This is a genomic window from Klenkia brasiliensis, from assembly GCF_900100695.1.
Taxonomy (GTDB): Bacteria; Actinomycetota; Actinomycetes; order Mycobacteriales; family Geodermatophilaceae; genus Klenkia; species Klenkia brasiliensis.
Map to the genome: position 1 here is coordinate 201,092 of NZ_FNCF01000006.1, position 23,496 is coordinate 224,587.

Annotated in this window: 23 protein-coding genes; 14 read left to right on the forward strand and 9 right to left on the reverse strand. The window is 75.5% G+C overall.

Annotation, left to right across the window (positions count from 1 at the left end; genetic code table 11):
• Positions 1–66: 66 nt before the first annotated feature.
• Both BLT39_RS17940 and BLT39_RS17945 read left to right on the forward strand, forming a co-directional pair.
• Positions 67–1,842, forward strand: coding sequence for a CYTH and CHAD domain-containing protein (locus BLT39_RS17940; protein ID WP_091066861.1), 1,776 nt, complete (start codon positions 67–69; stop codon positions 1,840–1,842).
• A 10-nt stretch (positions 1,843–1,852) separates the two neighbouring features.
• Positions 1,853–3,079, forward strand: coding sequence for a metallophosphoesterase (locus tag BLT39_RS17945; RefSeq protein ID WP_242658524.1), 1,227 nt, complete (start codon positions 1,853–1,855; stop codon positions 3,077–3,079).
• Position 3,080: 1 nt separating this feature from the next.
• Here the strand turns inward: BLT39_RS17945 and BLT39_RS17950 are convergent, their stop codons facing one another.
• Entirely contained in the window at positions 3,081–3,656 is a 576-nt protein-coding gene (locus BLT39_RS17950; RefSeq protein ID WP_165640313.1) for a TetR/AcrR family transcriptional regulator, read from the reverse strand.
• A gap of 47 nt (positions 3,657–3,703) precedes the next feature.
• A complete protein-coding gene (locus BLT39_RS17955) occupies positions 3,704–4,309 on the reverse strand; it encodes a helix-turn-helix domain-containing protein (protein WP_165640314.1) in 606 nt (201 codons plus the stop codon).
• Positions 4,310–4,440: 131 nt separating this feature from the next.
• Between BLT39_RS17955 and BLT39_RS17960 the strand changes: the two genes are divergently transcribed.
• Genes BLT39_RS17960 through BLT39_RS17970 form a run of 3 tightly spaced genes read left to right on the forward strand, consistent with a single transcriptional unit; the run spans position 4,441 to position 6,817 of the window.
• Positions 4,441–5,178: a GntR family transcriptional regulator gene (locus tag BLT39_RS17960; RefSeq protein WP_242658525.1), complete on the forward strand. Its 738-nt coding sequence runs from the start codon at positions 4,441–4,443 to the stop codon at positions 5,176–5,178.
• A 35-nt stretch (positions 5,179–5,213) separates the two neighbouring features.
• Positions 5,214–5,687 carry a polyketide cyclase gene (locus tag BLT39_RS17965; RefSeq protein ID WP_091066874.1) on the forward strand — a complete coding sequence of 158 codons (474 nt, stop codon included), beginning with the start codon at positions 5,214–5,216 and terminating at the stop codon, positions 5,685–5,687.
• 41 nt (positions 5,688–5,728) lie between these two features.
• A complete protein-coding gene (locus BLT39_RS17970) occupies positions 5,729–6,817 on the forward strand; it encodes an alpha/beta hydrolase family protein (protein ID WP_091066878.1) in 1,089 nt (362 codons plus the stop codon).
• On the opposite strand, the gene BLT39_RS17975 is transcribed toward BLT39_RS17970, so the two are convergent.
• Together BLT39_RS17975 and BLT39_RS17980 are read right to left on the reverse strand one after the other, a co-directional pair.
• The gene (locus BLT39_RS17975) at positions 6,801–7,091 is read right to left on the reverse strand and encodes a hypothetical protein (RefSeq protein ID WP_091066881.1); all 291 of its coding nucleotides are present in this window, start codon (positions 7,089–7,091) and stop codon (positions 6,801–6,803) included. The genes BLT39_RS17970 and BLT39_RS17975 overlap by 17 nt on opposite strands.
• A 34-nt stretch (positions 7,092–7,125) precedes the next feature.
• Complete coding sequence (locus BLT39_RS17980) at positions 7,126–7,761, reverse strand: MBL fold metallo-hydrolase (RefSeq protein ID WP_091067394.1); 636 nt, start codon at positions 7,759–7,761, stop codon at positions 7,126–7,128.
• 202 nt (positions 7,762–7,963) lie between these two features.
• Here BLT39_RS17980 and BLT39_RS17985 point away from each other — a divergent pair, with 202 nt between their 5' ends.
• Positions 7,964–8,170: a hypothetical protein gene (locus BLT39_RS17985; protein ID WP_091066885.1), complete on the forward strand. Its 207-nt coding sequence runs from the start codon at positions 7,964–7,966 to the stop codon at positions 8,168–8,170.
• 122 nt (positions 8,171–8,292) lie between these two features.
• Here the strand turns inward: BLT39_RS17985 and BLT39_RS17990 are convergent, their stop codons facing one another.
• The 4 genes from BLT39_RS17990 to BLT39_RS18005 form a co-directional block, all read right to left on the reverse strand.
• A complete protein-coding gene (locus tag BLT39_RS17990; protein WP_131801510.1) occupies positions 8,293–9,231 on the reverse strand; it encodes a hypothetical protein in 939 nt (312 codons plus the stop codon).
• Positions 9,232–9,448: 217 nt separating this feature from the next.
• Positions 9,449–10,225 (reverse strand): enoyl-CoA hydratase-related protein, encoded by a 777-nt coding sequence (locus BLT39_RS17995; RefSeq protein WP_091066892.1) that lies wholly within the window; start codon positions 10,223–10,225, stop codon positions 9,449–9,451.
• Between the two features lie 17 nt (positions 10,226–10,242).
• The gene (locus tag BLT39_RS18000; RefSeq protein ID WP_091066896.1) at positions 10,243–11,088 is read right to left on the reverse strand and encodes a 3-hydroxyacyl-CoA dehydrogenase family protein; all 846 of its coding nucleotides are present in this window, start codon (positions 11,086–11,088) and stop codon (positions 10,243–10,245) included.
• A complete protein-coding gene (locus tag BLT39_RS18005; protein ID WP_091066899.1) occupies positions 11,088–12,326 on the reverse strand; it encodes a thiolase family protein in 1,239 nt (412 codons plus the stop codon). Before BLT39_RS18005 ends, BLT39_RS18000 begins: the two co-directional genes overlap by 1 nt.
• Positions 12,327–12,432: 106 nt before the next feature.
• Between BLT39_RS18005 and BLT39_RS18010 the strand changes: the two genes are divergently transcribed.
• The 8 genes from BLT39_RS18010 to BLT39_RS18045 all read left to right on the forward strand — a co-directional run bounded on the left by BLT39_RS18010 (position 12,433) and on the right by BLT39_RS18045 (position 22,946).
• Positions 12,433–12,903 (forward strand): Fur family transcriptional regulator, encoded by a 471-nt coding sequence (locus tag BLT39_RS18010; RefSeq protein WP_091066903.1) that lies wholly within the window; start codon positions 12,433–12,435, stop codon positions 12,901–12,903.
• Entirely contained in the window at positions 12,900–15,167 is a 2,268-nt protein-coding gene (katG, locus tag BLT39_RS18015) for a catalase/peroxidase HPI (RefSeq protein ID WP_091066906.1), read from the forward strand. The genes BLT39_RS18010 and katG overlap by 4 nt, the downstream gene beginning before the upstream one ends.
• 142 nt (positions 15,168–15,309) lie before the next feature.
• The gene (efeU, locus tag BLT39_RS18020) at positions 15,310–16,173 is read left to right on the forward strand and encodes an iron uptake transporter permease EfeU (protein ID WP_091066909.1); all 864 of its coding nucleotides are present in this window, start codon (positions 15,310–15,312) and stop codon (positions 16,171–16,173) included.
• Positions 16,160–17,299 (forward strand): iron uptake system protein EfeO, encoded by a 1,140-nt coding sequence (efeO, locus tag BLT39_RS18025; RefSeq protein ID WP_091066912.1) that lies wholly within the window; start codon positions 16,160–16,162, stop codon positions 17,297–17,299. The genes efeU and efeO overlap by 14 nt, the downstream gene beginning before the upstream one ends.
• Positions 17,300–17,317: 18 nt before the next feature.
• Positions 17,318–18,550: an iron uptake transporter deferrochelatase/peroxidase subunit gene (gene efeB, locus BLT39_RS18030; RefSeq protein ID WP_242658526.1), complete on the forward strand. Its 1,233-nt coding sequence runs from the start codon at positions 17,318–17,320 to the stop codon at positions 18,548–18,550.
• A gap of 34 nt (positions 18,551–18,584) precedes the next feature.
• Positions 18,585–20,183, forward strand: coding sequence for a protein kinase domain-containing protein (locus BLT39_RS18035; RefSeq protein ID WP_091067397.1), 1,599 nt, complete (start codon positions 18,585–18,587; stop codon positions 20,181–20,183).
• Between the two features lie 80 nt (positions 20,184–20,263).
• On the forward strand, positions 20,264–21,619 hold the full coding sequence (locus tag BLT39_RS18040) for a serine/threonine-protein kinase (RefSeq protein WP_242658527.1): 1,356 nt from the start codon (positions 20,264–20,266) through the stop codon (positions 21,617–21,619).
• 7 nt (positions 21,620–21,626) lie between these two features.
• Positions 21,627–22,946: a PP2C family protein-serine/threonine phosphatase gene (locus BLT39_RS18045; protein ID WP_131801511.1), complete on the forward strand. Its 1,320-nt coding sequence runs from the start codon at positions 21,627–21,629 to the stop codon at positions 22,944–22,946.
• Here BLT39_RS18045 and BLT39_RS18050 read toward each other — a convergent pair.
• Positions 22,888–23,481 carry a hypothetical protein gene (locus BLT39_RS18050; protein ID WP_091066926.1) on the reverse strand — a complete coding sequence of 198 codons (594 nt, stop codon included), beginning with the start codon at positions 23,479–23,481 and terminating at the stop codon, positions 22,888–22,890. The two genes, BLT39_RS18045 and BLT39_RS18050, sit on opposite strands and share 59 nt — an antisense overlap.
• Positions 23,482–23,496 lie beyond the last annotated feature (15 nt).

Here is a 23,496-nt window from a genome sequence, read left to right on the forward strand (position 1 = left end):
TGCCGTTCACCTGGCTGAGGTAGAAAGCCCACCTCAGCGGATCAACCGAGCAGGAGTGGGTGCAGCGTGGCGACCGAGCACACGGAGATCGAGCGGAAGTTCGACGTCGAGGAGACGTTCGCGCTGCCCGACCTCGCGGGGGTGCCCGGGGTGGCCTCGGTCGGCGCCCCCGTGGTGCACGAGCTGGCGGCCACCTACTACGACACCGCCGACCTGCGGCTGGCCCGCGCCCGGATCACCCTGCGCCGTCGCACCGGCGGTCCCGACGACGGCTGGCACCTCAAGCTCCCGGCCGCCGCCGGCGCCCGCCGCGAGCTGCACACCGTGCTCGGCCGGGCGCTGAAGTCCCCGCCGCGGGCGGTGCTGCTGCCGGTGCTGGGCGTCGTCCGGCGCGCCCCGGCCGGCCAGGTCGCGACCCTGCACACCCGCCGCACCGTCGTCCCGCTGCTGGGCGAGGACGGCCGGGTGCTCGTCGAGGTCGCCGACGACCAGGTCACCGGCACCGCGCTGCCGGCCGCCGCCGGTGAGGCCGCCGTCGTCACCACCTGGCGCGAGGTCGAGGTCGAGCTGGTCGACGGCGACGAGGAGCTGCTGGGCGCGGTCGGCGCCGAGCTGGTCGTCTCCGGTGCCCGCCCCTCGGCGTCGGCGGCGAAGCTGACCCGGGTCCTGGCCGACCGGCTGGCCGGCCCGCCGCCGGCCCCGGTCGCCGACGAGGCCGACGACGAGGACGACGCCGGCGACGGCGAGGACGCCCCGGTGGTCGAGGAGCCGCTGCCCACCGGCAAGAAGGCCCGCGCCAAGGAGCTCGCCCGCCGCGAGGAGGCCGCCAGGAAGGCCGCCAAGCAGGCCAAGAAGGCGAAGAAGGCCGCGGCGAAGGAGGCGGCGGAGGCCGCGCGGCTGGCCGCGGTCCCCAAGGCCGGCGAGGTCGTCGTCGCCGCGGTCGGCGGCCAGCTGGAGGCGCTGCAGCGGGCCGACCTCATGGTCCGCACCGACGTCCCCGACGGCGTGCACCAGGTGCGGGTCGCCGCGCGCCGGATCCGCAGCATCCTGGCCGCCTACCGCCCGGTGCTCGACCGCACCCGCACCGACGCCGTCCGCGACGAGCTGCAGTGGCTGGGGCAGGAGCTCTCGGGCACCCGCGACGCCGAGGTCTCCCTGGAGCACCTGCGCGAGCTCGTCGCCGCCCAGCCCCCCGAGTTCGTGCTCGGCCCCGTCGCCGCCCGGCTGCAGCAGGCCGAGATCCAGGGCGGGACCGCGGGCGCCGGCCACGCCGTCGCCACCCTGAGCCTGTCCCGGTACCTGAACCTGCTCGACGCCCTGCACGCCCTGGTCGCCGCGCCGCCGCCGACCGAGCGGGCCGCCGAGCCCGCCGCCGACGTGCTGGCCGACGTGCTGCGGCACACGGTCAAGCGGCTGCAGAAGCTGGTCGACACCGCCGAGGACGCCGAGTTCGCCGAGGACGGCGAGGTGCACGGCGCGGCGGAGAGCCCCTACGACCTCGCGCTGCACGAGGTGCGCAAGGCCGGCAAGCGGGTCCGCTACACCGCGGAGGTCGCCGCCCCGGTGCTGGACGCCGGCGGGAAGAAGAACGGCGCCGTGATGGGCGTGGTCGACGCGATGAAGCAGCTGCAGGACGTGCTGGGCGACCGGCAGGACACCGTGGTCACCCGGGAGCTGTGCCGCACCCAGGGCCTGGCCGCCTTCGCCGCCGGCGAGAACGCCTGGACCTACGGCCGGCTGCACGCCCTGGAGGAGATGCGGGCCGTGCAGGCCGAGCGCGACTTCTGGGCGCTGTGGCCGACGCTGGGCCCCGTGCTGAACGGGGTCACGCGCAAGCGGTGAGACTGGCACCGTGATCGCCTTCGGTGCCGTCGTCTCCCTCGCGATGGTGCTGCTGCACGGGTACCTCTGGTTCCGGCTCGTGCGCAGCACCACCCGGCCGGGAGCGGTCCGGCGGTGGGCCACCGTCGCCGTCGTCGTCCTCGCCGTCCTGGTGGTGGCCGCGGTGGTCGGCCGGCGGTCGCTGCCGTTCGCGGTGCAGACGCCGCTGGACTGGGTCGGCTACACGTGGCTGGGGCTGGCGTTCTACCTGTTCCTGGCGCTGCTGGTGCTCGAGCCCGTGCGCTGGGTGCTGCGCGCCCGGCAGCGGCGCGCCGTCCCCTCGTCCCCGGCTCCCGAGCCGTCGCCCGAGCCGTCGACCGGACCGTCCGCCGAGGCGGCCCCGGAGCCGGTGGACGTCTCGCGGCGGCTGTTCCTGGCCCGGTCGCTGGCCGTCACCGCCGGCGTCGCGGCGGTGGGGACCGCGGGCTACGGGGTGTGGGCGGCCAACTCCGCCCCCGTCGTCCGGCGGGTGCCGATCCGGCTGGCCGGCCTGCCGCCGGAGCTGGCCGGCTACCGGATCGTCACCTTCTCCGACGGGCACCTGTCCGCGACCTACGGGGGACGCCGGTTCGAGCGGCTGGTGGAGACGGTGAACGCCCAGCAGCCCGACGTCGTCGCCGTGGTCGGGGACCTGGTCGACGGCACGCTGGCGGAGCTGCGCGAGGACGTCGCCCCGCTGGGGGACCTGGTCAGCCGGCAGGGCGCCTTCTTCGTCACCGGCAACCACGAGTACTTCGTGCCCGACACCGACGAGTGGCTGCGGCACCTGCCCACCCTGGGCGTGGACGTGCTGCGCAACGAGCGGGTCGAGCTGGGCCGCGGCGGCGCGGTGTTCGACCTGGCCGGCATCGACGACCGGACGGCGGCCGCCTCGGGGCTGGCCGGGCACGGCGCGGACCTCGACGCCGCGCTGGACGGCCGCGACGACAGCCGGCCGGTCGTGCTGCTGGCGCACCAGCCCGTGCAGGTCGAGCAGGCGCGGGCGGCCGGGGTGGACCTGCAGCTGTCCGGGCACACCCACGGCGGACAGCTGTGGCCCTTCGACTACGCGGTGCTGCTGGACCAGCCCGCCGTGGAGGGGCTGTCGCAGCAGGGGGACACGCAGCTCTACGTCACCGCCGGCGCCGGCTACTGGGGCCCGCCGATGCGGGTCGGTGCCCGACCCGAGGTGACCGTGATCGAGCTGCAGCCCCGGTAGGTCAGATCGAGCGGAGGGCGGCGAAGGCCTCGTCGATCAGCTCGGTGAGCGGGCGGGTGCCGCCGGTCTCCGCCCACCGCAGGAACGAGGTCGTCGACGCGCTGAGGCAGGCCGACAGCACGACGACGTCCGCGGCGCCCTCGGGGGTGGCCAGGTCGACGCCGAGCACCTCGGCCAGGGAGTCCGCGGACGCCCGTTCGCGGTCGTAGGCGCGCCGGCGCAGGGCCGGCTCGGCGTGCACCAGCTGCCAGCGGCGGATGGACTCCGGGCGCGCGTGCTCCTCGATCTCGCCCACGATGGCGTGCAGCCCGAGCCGGATGCGCTCGGGCAGCGGCAGGTCGGCCGGGGTCCGGGAGAGGTGGGTGCGGATCCAGGACAGGTCCTGCTCGGGCAGGACGACGTGCTCCTTGGTGCGGAAGTAGGCGTAGAAGGTGGGCACCGACACGTCGGCCGCCTCGGCGATGTCGGCGACGGAGACCGCGTCGTAGCCGTGCGCGGCGAAGAGCTCGTAGGCGGCGTCGGTGAGCCGGCGACGCGTCGCGTCGCGTTTCAGAGTTCGCCAGTCCTCGTTCGCCACCCGGGCATCGTCGCAGGTGGCGGGCCTGACCGCGGCCCCGACAGGCCTCAGCGGGGCAGGTGCGGCTCGACGACGGCGGCGAGCAGCTCGGCCACCAGGGCGTCCGCGACCGCCGCCGGGTCCTCCCCGGTGAGCCACCGGGCGACCAGGACGGCGCCGGCGGCCTCGAGGGCGAGGGCCGGGAACCCGCCGGCGGGGACGTCGCCGCGGCCCTCGGCCCGGGCGACCACCGCCCGGGCGGCGGCGGGCCAGTCGCCGACCGGCCCGTCGGGGAGGGCGGGCTGCAGCGGGGCCTCCGGGCCCAGGGCCGGGACGGTGCGCCGCCAGGCCCGGGCGCGGGGCGAGGCGAGCGCGCCGGCGAGTGCGTGCAGCAGCGCCCGCGCGTCGACGGTGAGCGAACCGCCGTCCTCGGGGACCAGGTCGGGGGAGGTGCTGCCGAAGGCGTCCCGGACGAGGTCGTCCTTGCTGCGCCAGCGCCGGTAGATGGTCGCCTTGCCGACCCCGGCGCGGCGGGCCACCTCGTCGAGGGCGCAGGCGTCCAGCCCGCCCTCGCACAGCAGCTGCAGCGCGGCGTCCAGGATCGCCACGTCCAGGGCCGGGTCCCTCGGTCGGCCGACCGGTCGGGGGGCCGGTGGCGCTGTCCGGGTGGTCATGCCGGCCCTCCTGGGCTCTGGAACGGAGTGTTCCGGAATGCTAACCACCGATGGGTGCACGACGGAACCGTCCGGCAACCCGTCCATTCGTCATGACGTCCGGACGTCTTGCGATCGAGTACCTTTCGCACGTGAGCGCGGACACCGGACCCAAGTACCTGGCCGTCCGCGAGCACCTGCGCCGGCGGGTGCTGGAGATGCCCGAGCACGCGCTCCTGCCGCCCGAGCCGGTGCTGTGCGCCGAGTACGGGGTCAGCCGGATCACCCTGCGCCGGGCCGTCGACGGCCTCGTGGCCGACGGCCACCTGGTGCGGGAGCAGGGGCGCGGCACCTACGTCACGCGTCCGGGCATCCGGCACGAGTACCGCGAGAGCTTCGTGCACCGGATCGCCGGGTTCCACTCGGTGATGACCGAGCAGGGCGCCCAGGTCGGCACCACCGTGCTCGGCCAGCAGGTGCTCACCGCCCCGACCACGGTCGCCGCGGAGCTGCGGCTGGAGCCGGCGGACCAGGTCGTCGAGCTGGTGCGGCTGCGGTCGGTGGACGGGCTGCCCAACCACGTCGTCCGCTCCTTCCTGCCCGCCGAGGACTACCCCAAGGCGGCCACCGAGGACTTCGGGCACGGCTCGCTCTACGAGTTCCTCCGCCGCGAGTACGAGGCCGACCTCGCCCGCGCCCGGATCGTGGTCGACGTCGGCACCGCCGCGGCCGAGGAGGCCGAGGTGCTGCAGGTGGTCGCCGGCTCGCCCCTGCTGGTGGTGCGCACGACCGTGTTCGACGGGTTCGGCAACCCGCTGGTGCACTCGTTCTCCCGGCTGCGCCCGGACGTCAGCCAGGTGGAGTTCGAGGTCTCCGTCGGCGGCCGCTGAGCTGTGCCGCAGGTCGCCGTCCTACCGTCGTCGTCGTGACCACTGCCAGCGGTACCCGCCGGGTGCCCGAACGCCGGGAGGACGTCTGGCGTGCGCTGGCGGTCCTGCACCCCTACTGCGCGGTCTGCGACGTCTCCTACGTGGTGTCCGGGCCGGTCGGCACGGGCGCGACCTTCGTCTGCTCGCCCGGTGAGCTCACCGACGGCGCCAGCCCCAAGGACGGCGCCCCGCGCGGCACGATCGTGGAGTGGCGGCCGGCCCGCGTCGTGGTCACCCGGCTGGAGCTGACCCCCGAGACCTGGACGACCCGCATCGAGCTGGCCGACGCCGGCAAGGGCGGTGCCGACGGCACCGACGTCACCATCACCGTCACCCACGAGCCGGTCCGCGGCTCGCGGCTGGTGCGCCTGCTGCAGCGCAGCTCGATGCAGCGGCTGGTCGAGCGGACCGTCGACGGCGAGCTGGCCAAGCTGCCCGCCCACCTGGAGCAGGCGCTCGCGGACGGCTGACCTGCCGGGGAACCCTCCCCGCCGCGAGGCGTTGGTCTCGTGTGACCGCGCACGCACTGGAGTGGCAGCGGGCGGCGGCCGCCCTCATCCGGGCGATGCCCCGCCACCGCCTGGTCGGCAACGGCATGCAGGCCACCGACGCCGACGAGCTGCACGCCCGGGTCAGCGCCGGCTCGGCGTGGTCCGAGGTCGCCGCGCGGCTGGCCCGCCGGCAGACCACCGCCGCGATGGCCGCCATCGAGGCCGGCGACCGCGCCACCGCGCGGGACCGGTTCCTGCGCGCCGCGGCCTGCTACAGCTTCGGCCAGGTGCCGCTGGAGGACGGGCCGGCCAAGCGGGTGCTCTACCGCGACCTGGTCGACGCGTTCGGCCGGGCCGGCGCGCTGCTGGACCCGCCGGCCGAGCACGTGCTGGTGCCGTGGCGGGGCCGCAGCCTGCGCGGCTGGCTGCTGCGCCCGGCCGACGTCGTCCGCCCGCCGGTGGTCGTGGTGCTCGGCGGCATCGACGCCTGGCGGGAGGAGTACGCCGCCGGCGCCGAGCTGGTCCGCGACCGGGGCGTGGCGCTGTTCCTGCTGGATGCACCCGGGCAGGGCGAGACCCGCGTGCTGGGCGGGCTGCACCTGGACCGCGACGTCCGGCTGGCGCTGTCGGCCGCGGTCGACCACGTGCTGGCCGACCCCCGCCTGGGTGACCGGGTCGCGGTGTGGGGCAACAGCATGGGTGGGCACCTGGCCGCGCTGCTGGCCGCCCAGGACCCGCGGATCGCCGCCTGCGTGGTCACCGGCGGCACGGTGCGCCCGGCCGAGACGCACACCCGGTTCCCGCGGTTCCTGGCGAAGGTGCAGGCGATGCTGGGGCTGGACCCGGAGGCTTCCCGCACGCTGATGGACGACCTCGAGCTCGACGCCGCCACCCTCGCCGGGCTGACCTGCCCGCTGCTGGTGCAGCACGGCACCCGCGACGCGGTCTTCAAGGTGGCCAACGCCCGGCACCTGCACGACCTGGCCGGCTCGGCCGACCGCACCTGGCAGGAGTGGCCGGACGGCGACCACTGCGTGGACAACCACGCCGACGAGAAGTACCTGGCCGTGGCGCGCTGGCTGGCGCCCCGGCTCACCGGTCGCTGGTGACGGCCTCCCGGTAGTCGGGGTAGGTCGCCAGCACGTCCTCGATCTCCACGATGTCGGGGAAGTCGGGGACCTCCTGGTGCCTGCGGAGGAAGACCACGGTGCGCTCGACCAGGTCGGCCTCGTCGCCGGCGTCGACACCCAGCTCGGCCAGCGCCTCGGGCGTGAGCCGGAACCAGGTCTCCATCGTCTCCTCGCCGTCGGTGAGGCGGACGACGTACTGGCCGTCGCCCTGGGGCTCGATGTCGTAGTCCTCGTTCGCGCTCGGGCTGCTCATGCGGGGGCCCCTACCCGGCCGGGTGCGGCGCGACTCAGACCGTGACCGAATCCCCAGGGGCGAGCCGGCGGTACTCGCCGGGGACGCCGGGACCGTTCTCGCCGAGGAAGTTCGCGCCGACCATCAGACCGGTCTCGTTCAGCAGCCCGTCGTGCACGGCCAGCGAGTGCGCGGGCGCCACCTCGCGCACGTAGTCGATGAGCTCGCCGGTCTTCGACCACGGGGCGTGCAGCGGCAGCAGCAGCGTCTCGACGCCGCCCTCGGGGACGGTCAGCGCGTCGCCGGGGTGGAAGACCCGCCCGTCGACGAGGAAGCCGACGTTGGCGATGCGTGGGATGTCGGGGTGGATGACCGCGTGCCACTCGCCCTGCACGGCGACGTCGAACCCGGCGGCGGTGAAGGCGTCGCCGTGGCCGACCACGTGCACCCGCTGGCCGGCGTCCAGCTGCTCGGCGACCGAGCGGTTGGTCCACACCTCCAGGGCCGGGTCGGCGTCCAGGGCCTGCTTCGTGCGCTCGACGTCGAGGTGGTCGAAGTGCTCGTGGGTGATGAGCAGCGCCGACGCGCCGTCCCAGGCGGACTCCTCGGTGAACGCGCCGGGGTCCAGGAGCAGGCGGCGGTCGCCGTCGGACAGGACGACGCAGGCGTGCCCGTGCTTGGTGAGCTGCATGGCGGCACCGTGCCACGGCATGCGGACGGGCGCATGCGGTCCAGGGAACCCGCAGGTCACGGCCAGGTGCTGCCAGGAGGTGGACACGCCGTAGCGACCTGCGGGGCGTCCCGCTTGACGGGCAGGAGCTGACCAACCCGGACGGGTGAGTTCGTGGCCGGCGTCCCTGCGGGGGCGCCGTCGGGAGGCCGACGGTTGGGTCATGAGCCAACTCGTCCTCACCCTCGCCGCCGCCCAGGGCCGCAGCACCGGCATCTGGCACGCCGTGGAGCTGCACCGCAGCCCGTCCGAGCTGGACGGCGCCTGCGAGGTCGCGGTGTGCGGCGCCCTCGCCCGCGTCGACGTCGAGCAGGTCTGGGACGGCGCCGACGAGGACAGCTGCGAAGCCTGCGCCGACCTCCTCTACTGACCCCACCACCAATCCCACCCAACCCCCACCTGCATCTCCACCCCCACCCCCCCTCCGCTGCCCCGGCGGAGGCGTCACCTGACGGTGATGGACCACTTCTGCCGGGTTCCGGGCCGTAGGCGTCAGATGACGGCTCGCTCGCGGGCGATGCGCGGCGCGCGGGCGTGGAACGCCGCGGCGATCTCCGCGCGGGCGGCCGCAGGATCGGCGTGGGCGCGCCGGTAGTCGATCCGCAGGGTCGCCCAGTCCAGGGCCAGCGCGGCTGCGTCGCGTCGACGGTCCCGCGCCCAGTGGTCCGGCGACCGGTGGTAGGCCGCGCCGTCCAGCTCGATGCCCAACCGTTCCGCCTCGAGCGCGCCGTCGAAGCGGATCGTGCCGATGGCGGTCTCCAGTGCGTACTGCTGCTGGACCGCAGGCAGGCCGGGCACGTCGAGCACGTGCTGCATGCCCCAGACCTCGAACTCGCTCTGCGCCCCGGCCCGCAGTGCAGCCACCAGCTCCAACAGCAGGCCCCGGCCCGGTAGGCGCGGCCGTCCCAGCACCTCGTCGTGGACCTGGTCAGCGGTCACCCTGCGCCGGCGGACCGCACCGATCACCGCACCGCGCGCCACCTCGACGGCCCGCCGGCCACCGCGCTCCGAGTGCGCGTGGCCCCAGCAGTCGACGAGGGAGACCACGTCGCGGGTCACCGGCAGGCCCTGCCGCACCGGTCCGTCCAGGTCGTCCACCACCCGCACCTGCACCCAGTCTGGACGGCGGGGGGTCAGGTGACGACCGGTGCCCGTGGCGACGTGCACCAGACCGCCTGCCTCGGTGACCAGGTCGGCGAGGTACAGCGCGCTGCGCCCGCACAGGCGGCGCCGCGACCACAGCACCGCCGCGGTGGCCCGGGTCCGCCACTCACCGGCGCGGTCCGGGACGACGAGGACGCCCGGGAGCGGTCGCAGCAGCCGGCCGTCCCGGATCCAGCGGCTCACGCTGGTCGTCCCGGTCTCGGCGGCGACCTCGCTCCGCAACCGGGCGCCGTCCGCCCCCATGACCTGACCGAGTTCCACGCTCATGACCGCACGGTGCGGGTACGGCAGCGGCACCAGCGCCCAGGTGGCCGATCCGTGGACAACCGCAGCCGATGTGCACGACGAGCCCCACCCGCGCTGCCGCTCTGCTACCGCCCCTCGATCGGCGTCACCTGACGGTCATGGCCCGTTCCGGCGCAGAAGTGGGCCAGTGCCATCAGGTGACGCCTGCACCCGGGGGCGGAGGGTGGGGGTGTGGGGGTCAGGCGCCTGTGAAGGTGGGCTTGCGCTTGCCGAGGAAGGCCTCGACGGCTTCCTGGTGGTCGTGGGTGTGGCCCAGCGCGCTCTGCAGCTCGGCCTCCTTCGCCAGCGTCGTCCCCAGCGAGTCGGTGGCCGCGGTCGCCAGGACCTCCTTGACCGCGCGGAAGGCGGCGGTGGGGCCGGCGGCCAGCTGCGCGGCCAGCGCCTGCGCGGTGGCCAGCACCTCCTCGGCCGGCACGACCCGGTGCACCATGCCCCACTCCGCGGCCTGCTCGGCGGTGAACGGGGTGGGCAGCAGCAGCAGCTCGGCGGCCCGCGAGCCGCCCACGCAGTGCACCAGGCGGGACGCCAGCGCGGAGTCGCTGCCCAGCCCGACGCCGACGAACGCGGTGGTGAACTTCGCGCCGGCGGCGGCCACCCGCAGGTCGCCGCCCAGCGCCAGGCCCAGGCCGGCCCCGGCGCACGCGCCGTTCACCGCTACCACGACCGGCACCCGCAGCGCGGCCAGCGCCAGCACCATCGGGTTGTACTCGGCCGGGACGACGTCCAGCGCCGGCCGGCCCTCGCGCAGCTCCTGCACGTGCTGGGCCAGGTCCTGACCCACGCAGAACGCCTTGCCCGTACCGGTGAGGACGACGGCCCGCACGGCGGCGTCCTCGGCGAGTGCCCGCAGGTGGTCGGTCAGCGACAGGCGGATGTCGTGGGTCAGTCCCGGGGCGGGCAGGGTCAGGGTCGCCACGGCCCCGTCGTCGGTGCGCTGCACGGCTGGCTCGCTCATGGGACTCCGTCGTCTCCTCAGCTGTAGTCGTGGAACCCGCGGCCGGTCTTGCGGCCCAGGTCACCGGCGGCCACCTTGTCACGCAGCAGCTGCGGCGGCGCGAACCGGTCGCCCAGCTCCCCGGCCAGGTAGTCGGCGATCGCCAGCCGCACGTCCAGGCCGACCAGGTCGCTGGAGCGCAGCGGGCCCATCGGGTGCCGGTAGCCCAGCTCCATCGCGGTGTCGATGGCCTCGGCGTCGGCGACGCCCTCCTCCAGCATCCGGATCGCCTCCAGCCCGAGCAGCACGCCCAGCCGCGAGGAGGCGAACCCGGGGGAGTCGCGGACGACGATGCCGGTCTTGCCCAGCGCCTCGGCCCAGCCCAGCGCGGTGGCGACGACGTCCTCGGCGGTGTCGGCGGCCCGCACCACCTCGACCAGCTTGGACGCCGGCACCGGGTTGAAGAAGTGCATGCCGACGAACCGCTGCGGGCGCTGCAGGGCCGCGGCCAGTTCCGTCACCGACAGCGAGCTGGTGTTGGTGGCCAGCACCGCCCCGGGGCCGATCGCGCGCTCGGCCGCCGTCAGCACCTCGACCTTGAGCGCCGGCACCTCCGGCACCGCCTCCACCACCAGCTCGCAGTCGGCGGGCAGCTCGGCGGGGGTGTCGACCATGGTCAGCCGGGCCGCGGCGTCCTCGACCGACCCGGACAGCTTGCCGCGGCGGGCGGCCTCCTCGAGCCCGGCGACGATGCGGTCGTGCGCGGCCTGCGCGGCGGACCCCCCGGCCTCGACCACGTGCACGGACGCCCCGGTGCCCAGCAGCACCTGGGCGATGCCGCCGCCCATCCGGCCACCGCCGACGACGCCGACCGTGCGCGGCATCAGACCCGCTCCACCAGCATCGACACGCCCTGGCCGACGCCGACGCAGAGCGTGGCCAGCCCGCGGCGGCCGCCCTCGCGCTCCAGCCGGCCCAGCAGCGTGACCAGCAGGCGGGCGCCCGAGCAGCCCAGCGGGTGGCCCAGGGCGATGGCGCCGCCGTCGGCGTTGGTGATCTCCTCGTCGATGCCCAGCCGGCGCAGCACGCCGAGGGACTGCGCGGCGAAGGCCTCGTTGAGCTCGACGGCGTCCAGGTCGGCGACGGTCCAGCCGGCCTTGGCCAGCGCCTTCTCCGTCGCCGGCACCGGGCCCAGGCCCATCACGTTGGGCGCGACGCCGGCCGAGGCCGACACCACGACCCGGGCGCGGGGGGTGAGGCCGTGCCGCTCGACCGCGTCGGCGGAGGCCAGCACCAGCGCGGCGGCGCCGTCGGACAGCGGGGAGCTGTTGCCGGCGGTGACGATGCCGTGCGACCGGAAGACCGGCCGCAGCTTGCCCAGGGACTCCATCGAGGAGCCCGGCCGCGGGCCCTCGTCGCGGGTGACGGTGACCGTCTCCTTCTTCCCCGCCACCTCGACCGGCACGATCTCCGCGTCGAACCGGCCGGCCTCCTGGGCGGCGACCGCGCGGGTGTGGCTGCGGACGGCGAAGGCGTCGCACTCGTCGCGGGTCAGCCCGTCGAGCGCGGCGATCTCCTCGGCGGTCTCACCCATCGACAGGGTGATCTTGCGGGTGCGGGGGTCCTCGGGGTGCTCCACCCCGCGGTCGTGGGCGGCGAAGACCGGGTTGGTGAACCGCCAGCCCAGCGAGGTGTCCACGACCTCGCCGGGGCGGGCCCACGGGGTGCCGGGCTTGGCCATCACCCAGGGCGCGCGGGTCATGGACTCCACGCCCCCGGCGATGGCCAGGTCCAGCTCGCCGGCCCGGATGGCTGCGGCGGCCGAGGCGGTGGCGGTCAGCCCGGAGGCGCACAGCCGGTTGGTGGTGAAGCCGGGGACGGTGTCGGGCAGCCCCGCCAGCAGCACGGCCATCCGGGCGACGTCCCGGTTGTCCTCGCCGGCCTGGTTGGCCGCACCGAGCACGACCTCCTCGACGGCCTCGGCCGGGGCGCCGGAGCGGCGCAGCGCCTCCCCGACCACCAGCGCGGCCAGGTCGTCGGGCCGGACGCCGGCCAGCGCGCCGCCGTACTTCCCCTGCGGTGTGCGGACGCCGTCGACCAGGAACACCTCGTTACCGACCATCCGGTCAGGTAAGCGGACGGCACCCACCCGGGCAAGTCCCGGCTCCCACCCAGTGGTCGCGCAGCGTTCATTTGACTCGTTCAAGATTACGGGGCAGGGTGGGGGTGTGCCGACGACGACCGAGCTGGAGCAGGCCCTGCGGGCCGCCGCGCTCCGGGTCACCCGGCCGCGGCTCGCCGTCCTGGCGGTGCTGCGCGAGCACGCGCACGCCACCACCGACGAGGTGCTCGGCGCGGTGCGCGAGCGCCTCCCCGAGGTTTCCCACCAGGCCGTCTACGACGTGCTGCGGGCGCTGACCGCCACCGGGCTGGTCCGCCGGATCGAGCCCCAGGGCTCGGTCGCCCGCTACGAGGTCCGGGTGGGCGACAACCACCACCACCTGGTGTGCCGTTCCTGCGGTGTCATCGCCGACGTCGACTGCGCGGTCGGCGCCGCCCCCTGTCTGGCCCCGTCCGAGGACCTCGGCTTCGTCGTCGACGAGGCCGAGGTCATCTACTGGGGCCTCTGCCGCGCCTGCAGCGCGGCACCCACCGTCCTGCCCACCCTCGACAGCCCAGCAGAGAGAGGCACGCGATGAGCGAGTACGACAAGTCCACGGTCCCGGCCGAGGACTACGACAAGACCGAGGTCGCCAAGGCGCACTCGGCCAGCACCAGCGAGAGCGAGAACCCGGCGATCAAGTCGCCGGAGCCGGTCCACGGCGGCCGCCCCCGCACCGAGCAGGACTGGTGGCCCAACCAGGTCGACCTGCGGGTCCTCGACCGCTCGGCCGCCACGAACGACCCGCTGGGCGCCGACTTCGACTACGCCGCCGAGTTCGCCAAGCTCGACGTGGCGGAGCTCAAGCGCGACCTCGTCGAGGTCATGCACACCTCGCAGGACTGGTGGCCCTCGGACTGGGGCCACTACGGCCCGCTGTTCATCCGGATGTCCTGGCACGCCGCGGGCACCTACCGCAGCGCCGACGGCCGGGGTGGCGGCGGCGAGGGCGGGCAGCGCTTCGCCCCGCTCAACAGCTGGCCCGACAACGCCAACCTGGACAAGGCCCGCCGCCTGCTGCTGCCGATCAAGCAGAAGTACGGCCGCAAGATCTCGTGGGCCGACCTGCTGGTGCTCGCCGGCAACGTCGCCCACGACGACATGGGCCTGAAGACCTTCGGGTTCGCCTTCGGCCGCAAGGACCAGTGGCAGCCCAGCGAGATCTTCTGGGGTCCCGAGGACACCTGGCTCGGCGACGAGCGCTACGCCGACGCCGACACCCCGCTGGACCTGGACGAGGGCCACCTGGCCGCCGTCACCATGGGCCTGATCTACGTCAACCCCGAGGGCCCGCAGGGCAAGCCCGACCCGCTGGGCTCGGCGCACGACATCCGCGTCACCTTCAGCCGCATGGGCATGAACGACGAGGAGACCGTCGCCCTGGTCGCCGGCGGCCACACCTTCGGCAAGACCCACGGTGCCGGCAACCCCGAGCTGGTCGGCCCGGAGCCGAACGGCTGCCCCGTGCACGGCAACGGCCTGGGCTGGAAGAGCCAGTACGGCACCGGCAAGGGCGCCGACACCATCACCAGCGGCCTCGAGGGCGCGTGGACCCCCACGCCGACCCAGTGGGACAACACCTACTTCGAGATGCTGTTCAGCTACGAGTGGGAGCTCACCGAGAGCCCCGCCGGTGCCAAGCAGTGGAGGCCGAAGAACCCCGAGGCGCAGGAGCTCGTCCCCGACGCCCACATCGAGGGCAAGCGGAACGCGCCGATGATGGCCACCTCCGACCTGGCGCTCATGGCCGACCCGGCGTTCAAGGAGATCTCCGAGCGGTTCTACAACGACCCGGAGTACTTCGCCGACACCTACGCCCGCGCCTGGTTCAAGCTGCTGCACCGCGACATGGGCCCGGTGTCCCGCTACCTGGGTCCCGACGTCCCCACCGAGGAGCTCGTCTGGCAGGACCCGGTCCCCGCCGTCGACCACGAGCTCGTGGGCGAGGCCGAGATCGCCGACCTCAAGCAGCGGCTGCTGGCCAGCGGCCCGTCGGTGTCCCAGCTGGTGCACCTGGCGTGGTCGGCCGCGGCGTCCTACCGCGACACCGACAAGCGCGGTGGCGCCAACGGCGGCCGCATCCGGCTGGAGCCGCAGATCGGCTGGGCGGCCAACGCCGGCGTCGCCGACGTCATCCCGGCCGTGGAGAAGGTCAAGGCCGACTTCGAGGCCGAGACCGGCAAGAAGGTCTCCTTCGCCGACCTCGTGGTGCTCGCCGGCACCGCCGCGGTGGAGAAGGCCGCGGCCGACGCCGGTGTGCCGGTGACCGTGGGCTTCACCCCCGGCCGCACCGACGCCACCCAGGAGCAGACCGACCCGGACAACTTCAAGTGGCTGCAGCCCAAGGCCGACGGCTTCCGCAGCTACCTGCTGCCGGGCAGCAAGCTGCAGCCCGAGCAGCTGCTGGTGGACAAGGCCTTCACCCTGGGCCTGACCGCCAAGGAGATGACCGTGCTGGTCGGTGGCCTGCGGGTGCTGGGCGCCAACACCGGCGGCGTGCAGCACGGCGTGTTCACCGACCGGGTGGGCGTGCTCAGCCAGGACTTCTTCCGCACGGTCCTGGACCTGGGCATCGACTGGCGGACCTCGCGCGACACCGAGGACGTCTACGAGGGCGTGGGCGCCGACGGCTCCGTGGTGCACACCGCCACCGCCGCCGACCTGGTGTTCAACTCCAACGCCATCCTGCGCGGGATCGTCGAGGTCTACTCCTCCGACGACGCCGCCGAGCAGTTCGTCCAGGACTTCGCCACCGCGTGGACCAAGGTCATGGACAACGACCGGTTCGAGGTCAAGCGCTGACCTGATCGGCCTCCCGGGGGCCCCGGGGAGTTCTCAGCACGCTGGGAACTTCCTGGGGCCCCTGGTCGTACCGGCCGCAGCCGTCCTAAGGTATGCCTGCCCTCACCGCTCGGTGGGGGCATTCGTCCGTCCGGAGGCTGCCGTGGGTGCGCTGTTCTTCCCCAGCTACCTGATCGGCCTGCGCGAGGGCCTGGAGATGGTCCTCGTCGTCAGCGTGCTGGTCGCCTACCTGGTCAAGACCGGGCGCCGGCAGCACCTGGTGCCCGTGTGGGCCGGGGTCGGCGCCGCCGTCGTGCTGTCCGTCGGGTTCGGCGCGGTGCTGTCCTACGTGTCCTCCACCGTGCTCGGCGGACCCGGCCAGGAGCTCTTCGACGCCATCACCTCGGTCGTCGCCGTCGCCCTGGTCACCTGGATGATCTTCTGGATGCGGCGCACCGCCCGCCGGCTGTCCGGTGAGCTGCGCGGCCGGCTGGACGACGCCGTGGGCCTGGGCCTGGGCGCCGTGGTCGGCATCGCGTTCGCCTCCGTGGTCCGCGAGGGCCTGGAGACCACGCTGCTGTTCTTCGCCTCCGCGCAGGGCGCGGTGAGCGCCACCCCGCTGGTGGGCCTGGCCGCCGGGCTGGCCAGCGCCGTCCTCCTCGGCGTGCTGCTCTACCTGGGCGCCGTGCGGATCGACCTGTCCCGGTTCTTCACCGTCAGCGGCGTGCTGCTGGTGTTCGTCGCCGCCGGCATCTTCAAGTACGGCATCCACGACTTCCAGGAGGCCGGCGTCCTGCCCGGCCTGACCACCTACGCCTACGACGCCTCCTCCTGGCTGCAGCCGGGCAGTTGGTGGGGTGCGGTCCTGGACGGCGTGTTCCACATCTCCGCCCAGCCGTCGGTGCTCGAGGTGGTGGCCTACCTGGCCTACCTCGTCCCGGTGCTGGTGCTGTTCCTCCGCCCCGGCCGCACGGCCGCGGCCACCCCCACCCCGAAGACCACGGAGCACGTCGATGCGCACGCGTAGGACCCCCCTCGTCGCGGCCGGGGCCGCCACCCTCACCGTGCTGGCCGCCTGCGGGGGCGGGTCGGGGTCGGGCACGGACGCCGCCGGGGACGCCTCCGACGACATCGCCGTCACCGCCTCGGACTCCGCCTGCGACGTGGACGCCAGCTCGCTGGCGGCCGGCACCCACCAGTTCACGGTGACCAACACCGGCTCCTCGGTCACCGAGTTCTACGTCTACGCCGAGGGCGACCGGATCATGGGCGAGGTCGAGAACATCGCCCCCGGCGTGGCGCGCTCCCTGCTGGTCGAGCTGCCCGCGGGGGAGTACCAGACGGCCTGCAAGCCCGGCATGACCGGCGACGGCATCCGCAACGCGCTCACCGTGACCGGCGAGTCGGCGCAGCTGTCCGACGACGAGCAGCTGCAGGCCGCCGTCACCGACTACCTGCGCTACGTCGGCAGCCAGGTCACCGCCCTGCAGGAGCAGACCCAGGCCTTCGCCGACGCGGTCAAGGCCGGGGACGTGGCCCAGGCCCAGGCGCTCTACCCCGAGGCCCGGAAGTACTACGAGCGGATCGAGCCGGTCGCGGAGAGCCTCGGCGACCTCGACCCGCGGATCGACGCCCGGGAGAACGACGTCGCCGAGGGCGACACCTGGACCGGCTTCCACGTGCTCGAGCGCGACCTGTGGGCCACCGGCGACCTCTCGCAGGCCGGCCCCGTGGCCGACCAGCTGGTCGCCGACGTGGGCGACCTGGTCACCCAGGTGCAGGGCATCAAGCTCCAGCCCCTCGACCTGGCCAACGGTGCCCTCGAGCTGCTCGACGAGATCGCCAGCAGCAAGGTCACCGGTGAGGAGGAGCGGTACTCCCACACCGACCTCTGGGACTTCCAGGCGAACCTGGACGGCTCGCAGGCCGCCGTGCAGGCGCTGCGCCCGGCCGTCGCCGAGGCCGACCCGGACCTCGCCACCGCGCTGGACAGCGCCTTCGCCGCCACCCAGGCCGAGCTCGCGCAGTACGCCGACGGCGACGGGTTCGTGCTGTACACCGCGCTCACCCCGGAACAGGTGCAGGGCCTGTCGGACTCGCTCAACGCCCTCGCCGCGCAGGTCAGCCAGGTGCCGGCCGCCGTCGCCGGCTGATCGGGGACAGTGGGTGCCGTGAAGCTCTCCCGCCGCGACTTCTTCGGGGCCGCCGGCGTCGGGGCGGCGGGTGTCGTCGCCCTCGGCGCCGGGGGCATCGCCAGCAGCCGGGCCGCCGCGCCCGCCGACCAGGGGACGACGACGGCCTCGGGTGCCGTGGAGTTCCACGGCGCGCACCAGGCCGGCATCACCACCCCGGCGCAGGACCGGCTGCACTTCGTCGCCTTCGACGTCATCACCGACGACCGGGCCGCGCTGGTGCGGATGCTGCAGCAGTGGACGCAGGCCGCCCGCCGGATGACCCGCGGCCAGGACGCCGGCCCGGTCGGCGCGGTCGCCGGCGGTGACTATGCCCCGCCGGACGACACCGGCGAGGCGATGGGCCTGCCCCCGGCCGGTCTCACGCTGACCATCGGGTTCGGGCCCACCCTGTTCACCGCCGCGGACGGGACGGACCGGTTCGGCATCGCCGACCGCCGTCCCGACGCCCTGGTCCCGCTGCCGGCCTTCCCCGGCGACGAGCTCGTCCCCGCGATCAGCGACGGCGACCTGTGCATCCAGGCCTGCGCCGACGACCCCCAGGTCGCGGTGCACGCCGTGCGGAACCTGGCCCGGATCGGCCAGGGCCTGGTCGGGGTCCGCTGGTCGCAGCTGGGCTTCGGCCGCACGTCCTCGACCACCTCGGACCAGGCCACCCCGCGCAACCTGTTCGGGTTCAAGGACGGCACCGACAACCTCAAGGCCGAGCAGACCGCCACCCTGGACCGCTTCGTCTGGGTCGACGACCCCGGTTCCTGGATGCACGGCGGTTCCTACCTGGTCAGCCGCCGGATCCGGATGCTGGTCGAGGTCTGGGACCGGCAGGGCCTGCGCGACCAGGAGCAGACCATCGGCCGCACCAAGGGCACCGGTGCGCCGCTGGGCCAGCAGGCCGAGTTCGACCCGGTCGACCTGTCCGCGCTGCCGGCCACCTCGCACGTGTCGCTGGCCCACCCCACGAACGCCGGGACGGCGATCCTGCGGCGCGGCTACAGCTTCGTGGACGGCTCCGACGGCCTGGGGCGGCTGGACGCCGGGCTGTTCTTCCTCTGCTACCAGGCCGACCCGGCCACCGGGTTCGTGCAGGTGCAGCGCAACCTGCGCACGGACAAGCTCAACGAGTACGTCCAGCACACGTCGTCGGCGCTGTTCGCCTGCCCGCCGGGCCTGGCCGGCGAGGACGACTGGTGGGGCTCGGGCCTGTTCGGCTGAGCGACCCGGCCCTGGAGGGTGCAGCATGGACCGGGTGTCGCAGCCCCGGGTCCTCGCCGACCGCTACGAGCTGCGGTCGCTGATCGCCACCGGCGGCATGGGCCAGGTGTGGCGGGCGCACGACCGCCGGCTGTCGCGGCCGGTCGCGGTCAAGGTGCTGCGCAACGAGTACGCCGGCGACCCGGAGTTCCTCGCGCGGTTCCGCGCCGAGGCCCGGCACGCCGCGCTGCTGGGCCACCGCAACGTCACCGCGGTCTTCGACTACGGCGAGACCGGTGCCGAGGGCGGCGAGCACCTGGCCTGGCTGGTCATGGAGCTGGTGCCCGGTGAGTCCCTGGCCGCCGTCCGCCGGCGGGTGGGGGCGCTGCCGCCCGAGCAGGTGCTCGAGGTGGTGGCCCAGGCCGGCGCCGGGCTCGGTGCCGCGCACGAGGCCGGGATCGTGCACCGGGACGTCAAGCCCGGGAACCTGCTGCTGCGCCCCGACGGGTCGGTCGCCGTCACCGACTTCGGCATCGCCTGGTCGGCCGAGAGCGTCGCGCTCACCCGCACCGGCCAGGTCATCGGCACCGCGCACTACCTCTCGCCCGAGCAGGCCCGCGGCCGCCCGGCCACCCCGGCCAGCGACGTGTACGCCCTGGGCATGGTGGCCTACGAGCTGCTGGCCGGCCGGCGCGCCTTCGACGGCGAGAGCTCGGTCGCGGTCGCCATGCAGCAGCTGCACGACGAGCCCGACCCGCTGCCGGACACCGTGCCGGCCCCGGTGCGGGACCTGGTCGCGGCGATGCTGGTCAAGGACGCCGCGGGCCGGCTGGCCGACGGCGACGCGGTGGTGGCCGCCGCCGACCACGCCCGCCGGCAGCTCGGCGACGGCGACGAGCCCACCGAGCTGCTCACCCTGGTCCCCCCGCCGTCGGTCACCGCCCTGCTCACCCCGGCGCTGGACCCGACGCCGGTCCCCGGCCGCGGACCAGCCACCGCCACGACCACGGCGCCCGCCCCCCGCCGGCACGGACGCCGGCGGATGCTGGTCGCCGCCGTGGCGCTGGCCCTGCTGCTGGTCGGCGGCGGCACCGCGCTCCTGGTCGGGCTGGGCGGGTCCACCCCGGCGGACGCCGGCTCGTCCACCAGCTCGGCCTCGGCGACCCCCGACCCCATCACCCTGGACGCCGCCGACTACACCGGCCGACCGCTGGAGGAGGTGGTCGCCGAGCTCACCGCCCTCGGGCTGTCGGTGACCACCGCCGAGGTCGCCGGCGACGGATCCACCGACGGCCTGGTGACCGGGGTCGACCCGGCCGGCACCGCGTTGCAGCCCGGCGCGGCCGTCACGGTCTCCTACGGCTCCCCGGCCCCCGCCACCCAGGAGCCGACCACCGAGGCGCCGGTGACGACGCAGCCCCCGGCGACCCAGGTGTCCACCCCCGACCCGACGACGGCGCCCGAGCCGACCACCGCGCCCACGACGGAGGCCGCGCCCGGACCGGCCGGCGGCGGCCCGGGGAACGGCAACGGCGGCCCGGGGAACGGGAACGGCAACGGCAACGGCAACGGCAACGGCAACGGCGGTGCCGGCCCGGGGAACGGCAACGGCGGCGGTCCGGGCGGGGGCGGCCGGGGCAACGGCAAGCCCTGACCGCTGAGCCCTGACCGCCCGGGCGGGTCGCTGACCTGCGGTGCTGGGCCGTCCGCGGCCCGGCTGCCAGGATGGGGCGCGTGCACGAGCTGGAGACCCGCGTCCTGGGCGACCGCTACGAGCTCCGGTCGGTGATCGCCACCGGCGGCATGGGCCGGGTGTGGCGGGCCCACGACCAGCGGCTGCGCCGGCCGGTGGCGGTGAAGCTGCTGCGCGGCGAGTACGCCGGCGACCCCGAGTTCCTCGCCCGCTTCCGCGCCGAGGCCCGGCACACCGCGCTGCTGCGCGACGAGCACGTCGCCGCGGTCTACGACTACGGCGAGACAGGGGTGGACGGCGAGCAGCTGGCCTGGCTGGTCATGGAGCTGGTCGAGGGCGAGCCGCTGTCGACGGTGCGCAGGCGCGAGGGCGCGCTCGAAGCCGACCGCGTCGTCGACCTCCTCGGCCAGGCGGCCTCCGGCCTGGCCGCCGCCCACGCCGCCGGGGTGGTGCACCGCGACGTCAAGCCCGGCAACCTGCTGGTGCGGGCCGACGGCAGCCTGGCCGTCACCGACTTCGGCATCGCCTGGTCGGCCGCCAGCGTCGCGCTGACCGGCACCGGCGAGGTCATCGGCACCGCGCACTACCTGTCCCCGGAGCAGGCCCGGGGCGAGCAGGCCACGGCGGCCAGCGACGTCTACGCCCTCGGCGTGGTGGGCCACGAGCTGCTCACCGGCCGCCGCGCCTTCGACGGCGACAGCCCGGTCGCCGTCGTCCTGCAGCAGATCCACGACGACCCCGAGCCGCTGCCCGCCACGGTCCCCGCCGGGGTCGCCCAGCTCCTGGACGCGATGCTGGCCAAGGACCCGGCCCGGCGGCTGCCCGACGGCGCCGCGGTGCTGGCCGAGGTGCAGCGGCTGGTCGAGCGCGGCCTCGGTCCGGTCACGGAGCGGATCACGCCGGCCCGCCACCGCCGCGCGGCCGCCCCGCCGCCGCGTCGCCGCCGGCGGGTGCTGCTGGCGGCCGGCGCCGCCGCCGGCCTGGCCGGTGTGCTCGCCGCCGGGGCGCTCCTGCTCGGCGGCACCGGGGCCGGCCCGGAGGCCGCGGCTGCACCAGCCACCGCACCGGCCACCGCACCCGCCACGGGGTCGGCCGCGGCCCCCACCGCGGCGGGGACCACCCCGCCCACGGAGCCGGCCGCCGGCGGCGCGGACTGGTCGGCGCCCGCTCCGGTGCCGCAGCTGGGTGCGCCCACCGGCACCGGCCTCGGCCAGGCCGTGCCCACCACCCCGCCGCCCACGACGGTGGCCCCCACCACCCCCGAGGACGACGACCGCGGCGACGGGCGCGGGGACGGCCGGGGCGGTGGCAGTGGCAGTGGTGGTGGCGGTGGCGGCCGCGGCGGCGGGCTCGGCGACCTGTTCCCCGGCTGGCCCCTGCCCACCGGCCGCGGCTGAGCCGGCCGTGCCCGCCGAGGGTCAGGCCGACGTCCGGCTGGACGCGCTGCTGACCGTGGTGCTCGAGCTGGGCCGGGCCACCACCCTGCGGGAGCTGGCCGGCAGCGTGCTCGTGCGCGGCATGGGCGTGCTGGGCGCGGCGGGCGGGGCGCTCGCCGTCCGCGACCCCGCCGACGACAGCGCGCTGCGGCTGGTGCTCACCGACGGCCTCGGCGGGCTGCGGGAGGAGACCCACGGCGCGCTGCCGCTGGACGAGGACTGGCCCGCCGTGGTGGCCGCCCGCACCGGCACCCGGGTCGTGCTGCACGACGCGGCCGAGGCGGTGGCCCAGCACCCCGGCATGGCCGAGGTGGTCGCGGCGTCCGGGTGCCCGGCCTGGGCCGTGCTGCCCCTGGAGGCCGGCGACCGGGTGCTCGGCTCGCTGAGCGTGGGCTGGTCGCGCCCGCAACGGTTCGACCCCGCCGACCTGGCCGTGGTGGAGGCCTTCGCCGCGCAGTGCGCCCAGGCGCTGGACCGGCTGCTGACCCGGCAGGCCGAGCAGCGCGCCCTGCGCGCGCTGGCCGACACCGTGGCGGCCCTGCAGCGCAGCCTGCTGTCGGCCCCGCCGTCGCAGGAGGGTCTGCAGGTCGCGGTGCGCTACCGCCCGGCGGCGCGGCAGGCCCAGGTGGGCGGGGACTGGTACGACGGCTTCCGGCTGGCCGACGGCCGCACCGTGCTCGTCATCGGCGACGTCACCGGGCACGACTCGTCGGCGGCCGCGGCCATGGCGTCGGTGCGCAACGTGCTGCGCGGCGTGGCGCACGCCGGCGGCGGCAGCCCGGCCGCGATGGCCGCGGGCCTGGACCGCGCCCTGCGCGACCTACCGGTGGCGACGCTGGCCACCGCGGTGCTGGCCGTGGTCGAGCCGCACCCCGACGGCGCGCTGCTGCGCTGGACCTGCGCCGGTCACCCGCCTCCGCTGCTGGCCGTCCCGGGCTGCCCGCCCGTCGTGCTGGACCGCCCCGCCGACCTGCTGCTCGGCGTGGACCCCGACCGGCCGCGCTCGGACCACGAGGTGCTGCTGCCGCCCGGCTCGACGGTGCTGCTGCACACCGACGGCCTCGTCGAGCGCCGGGACGCCCCGCTCGACGTCGGCACGGCCGCGCTGCTCGCCCGGCTGGCGCAGCTGCGCGACCTGCCGCTCGAGGAGCTCGCGGACCGGCTGCTGGGCCCGCCCGGCGCGGCCGACGACGAGTGCGACCGCGACGACGACGTCGCCCTGCTCGCGCTCAGGACCCGCGACGGCGCAGCCACACCCCACCGGCCACCAGCGCGGTGGCCAGGGTGAGCACGAACCCGCGGTCGCTCGCCCCGCCGCCGGGGAAGACGACGACCAGCAGCCAGAACAGCGCGAGGCCACCGGCGCCCGCCGCGCCCACCTGCCAGGCCTGACCCCGGCTGAGCCCGCCCCGGCTGGGCACGTGCGGCACCAGGGCGACCAGCCCGGCCAGCACCGCGAACACCGACCAGGCCGTCGCGGCCGACCACAGGGTGGCACCGAGCACGGACAGCGAGAGCCCGACGACCAGCAGCACCAGCCCGACCACCCCGAGGACGGCGGCGGTCAGCGCGGCGCGGTCGGCGGAACTGCGCGGGCGGGCACCCACCCGGGCAGCCGTGGACACCTCGGGTCCGGGCAGCGGGGGCGGCACCGGGGCCGAGCCCGCCATCGGGCCGGTGGGCTGCGGGGGGTAGGCCGGGTCGTAGGCGGGTTCGGTGGTGTGCGCGGGGGAGGCCGGGTCGTACGGCGGCTCGACGCGGGCCCCGGACCGCTCGGGACGGGGCTCCGGGCGGGAGGGCGGCGGGTACGGCGGCTGGCTCACGCGGGCCACCGTAAC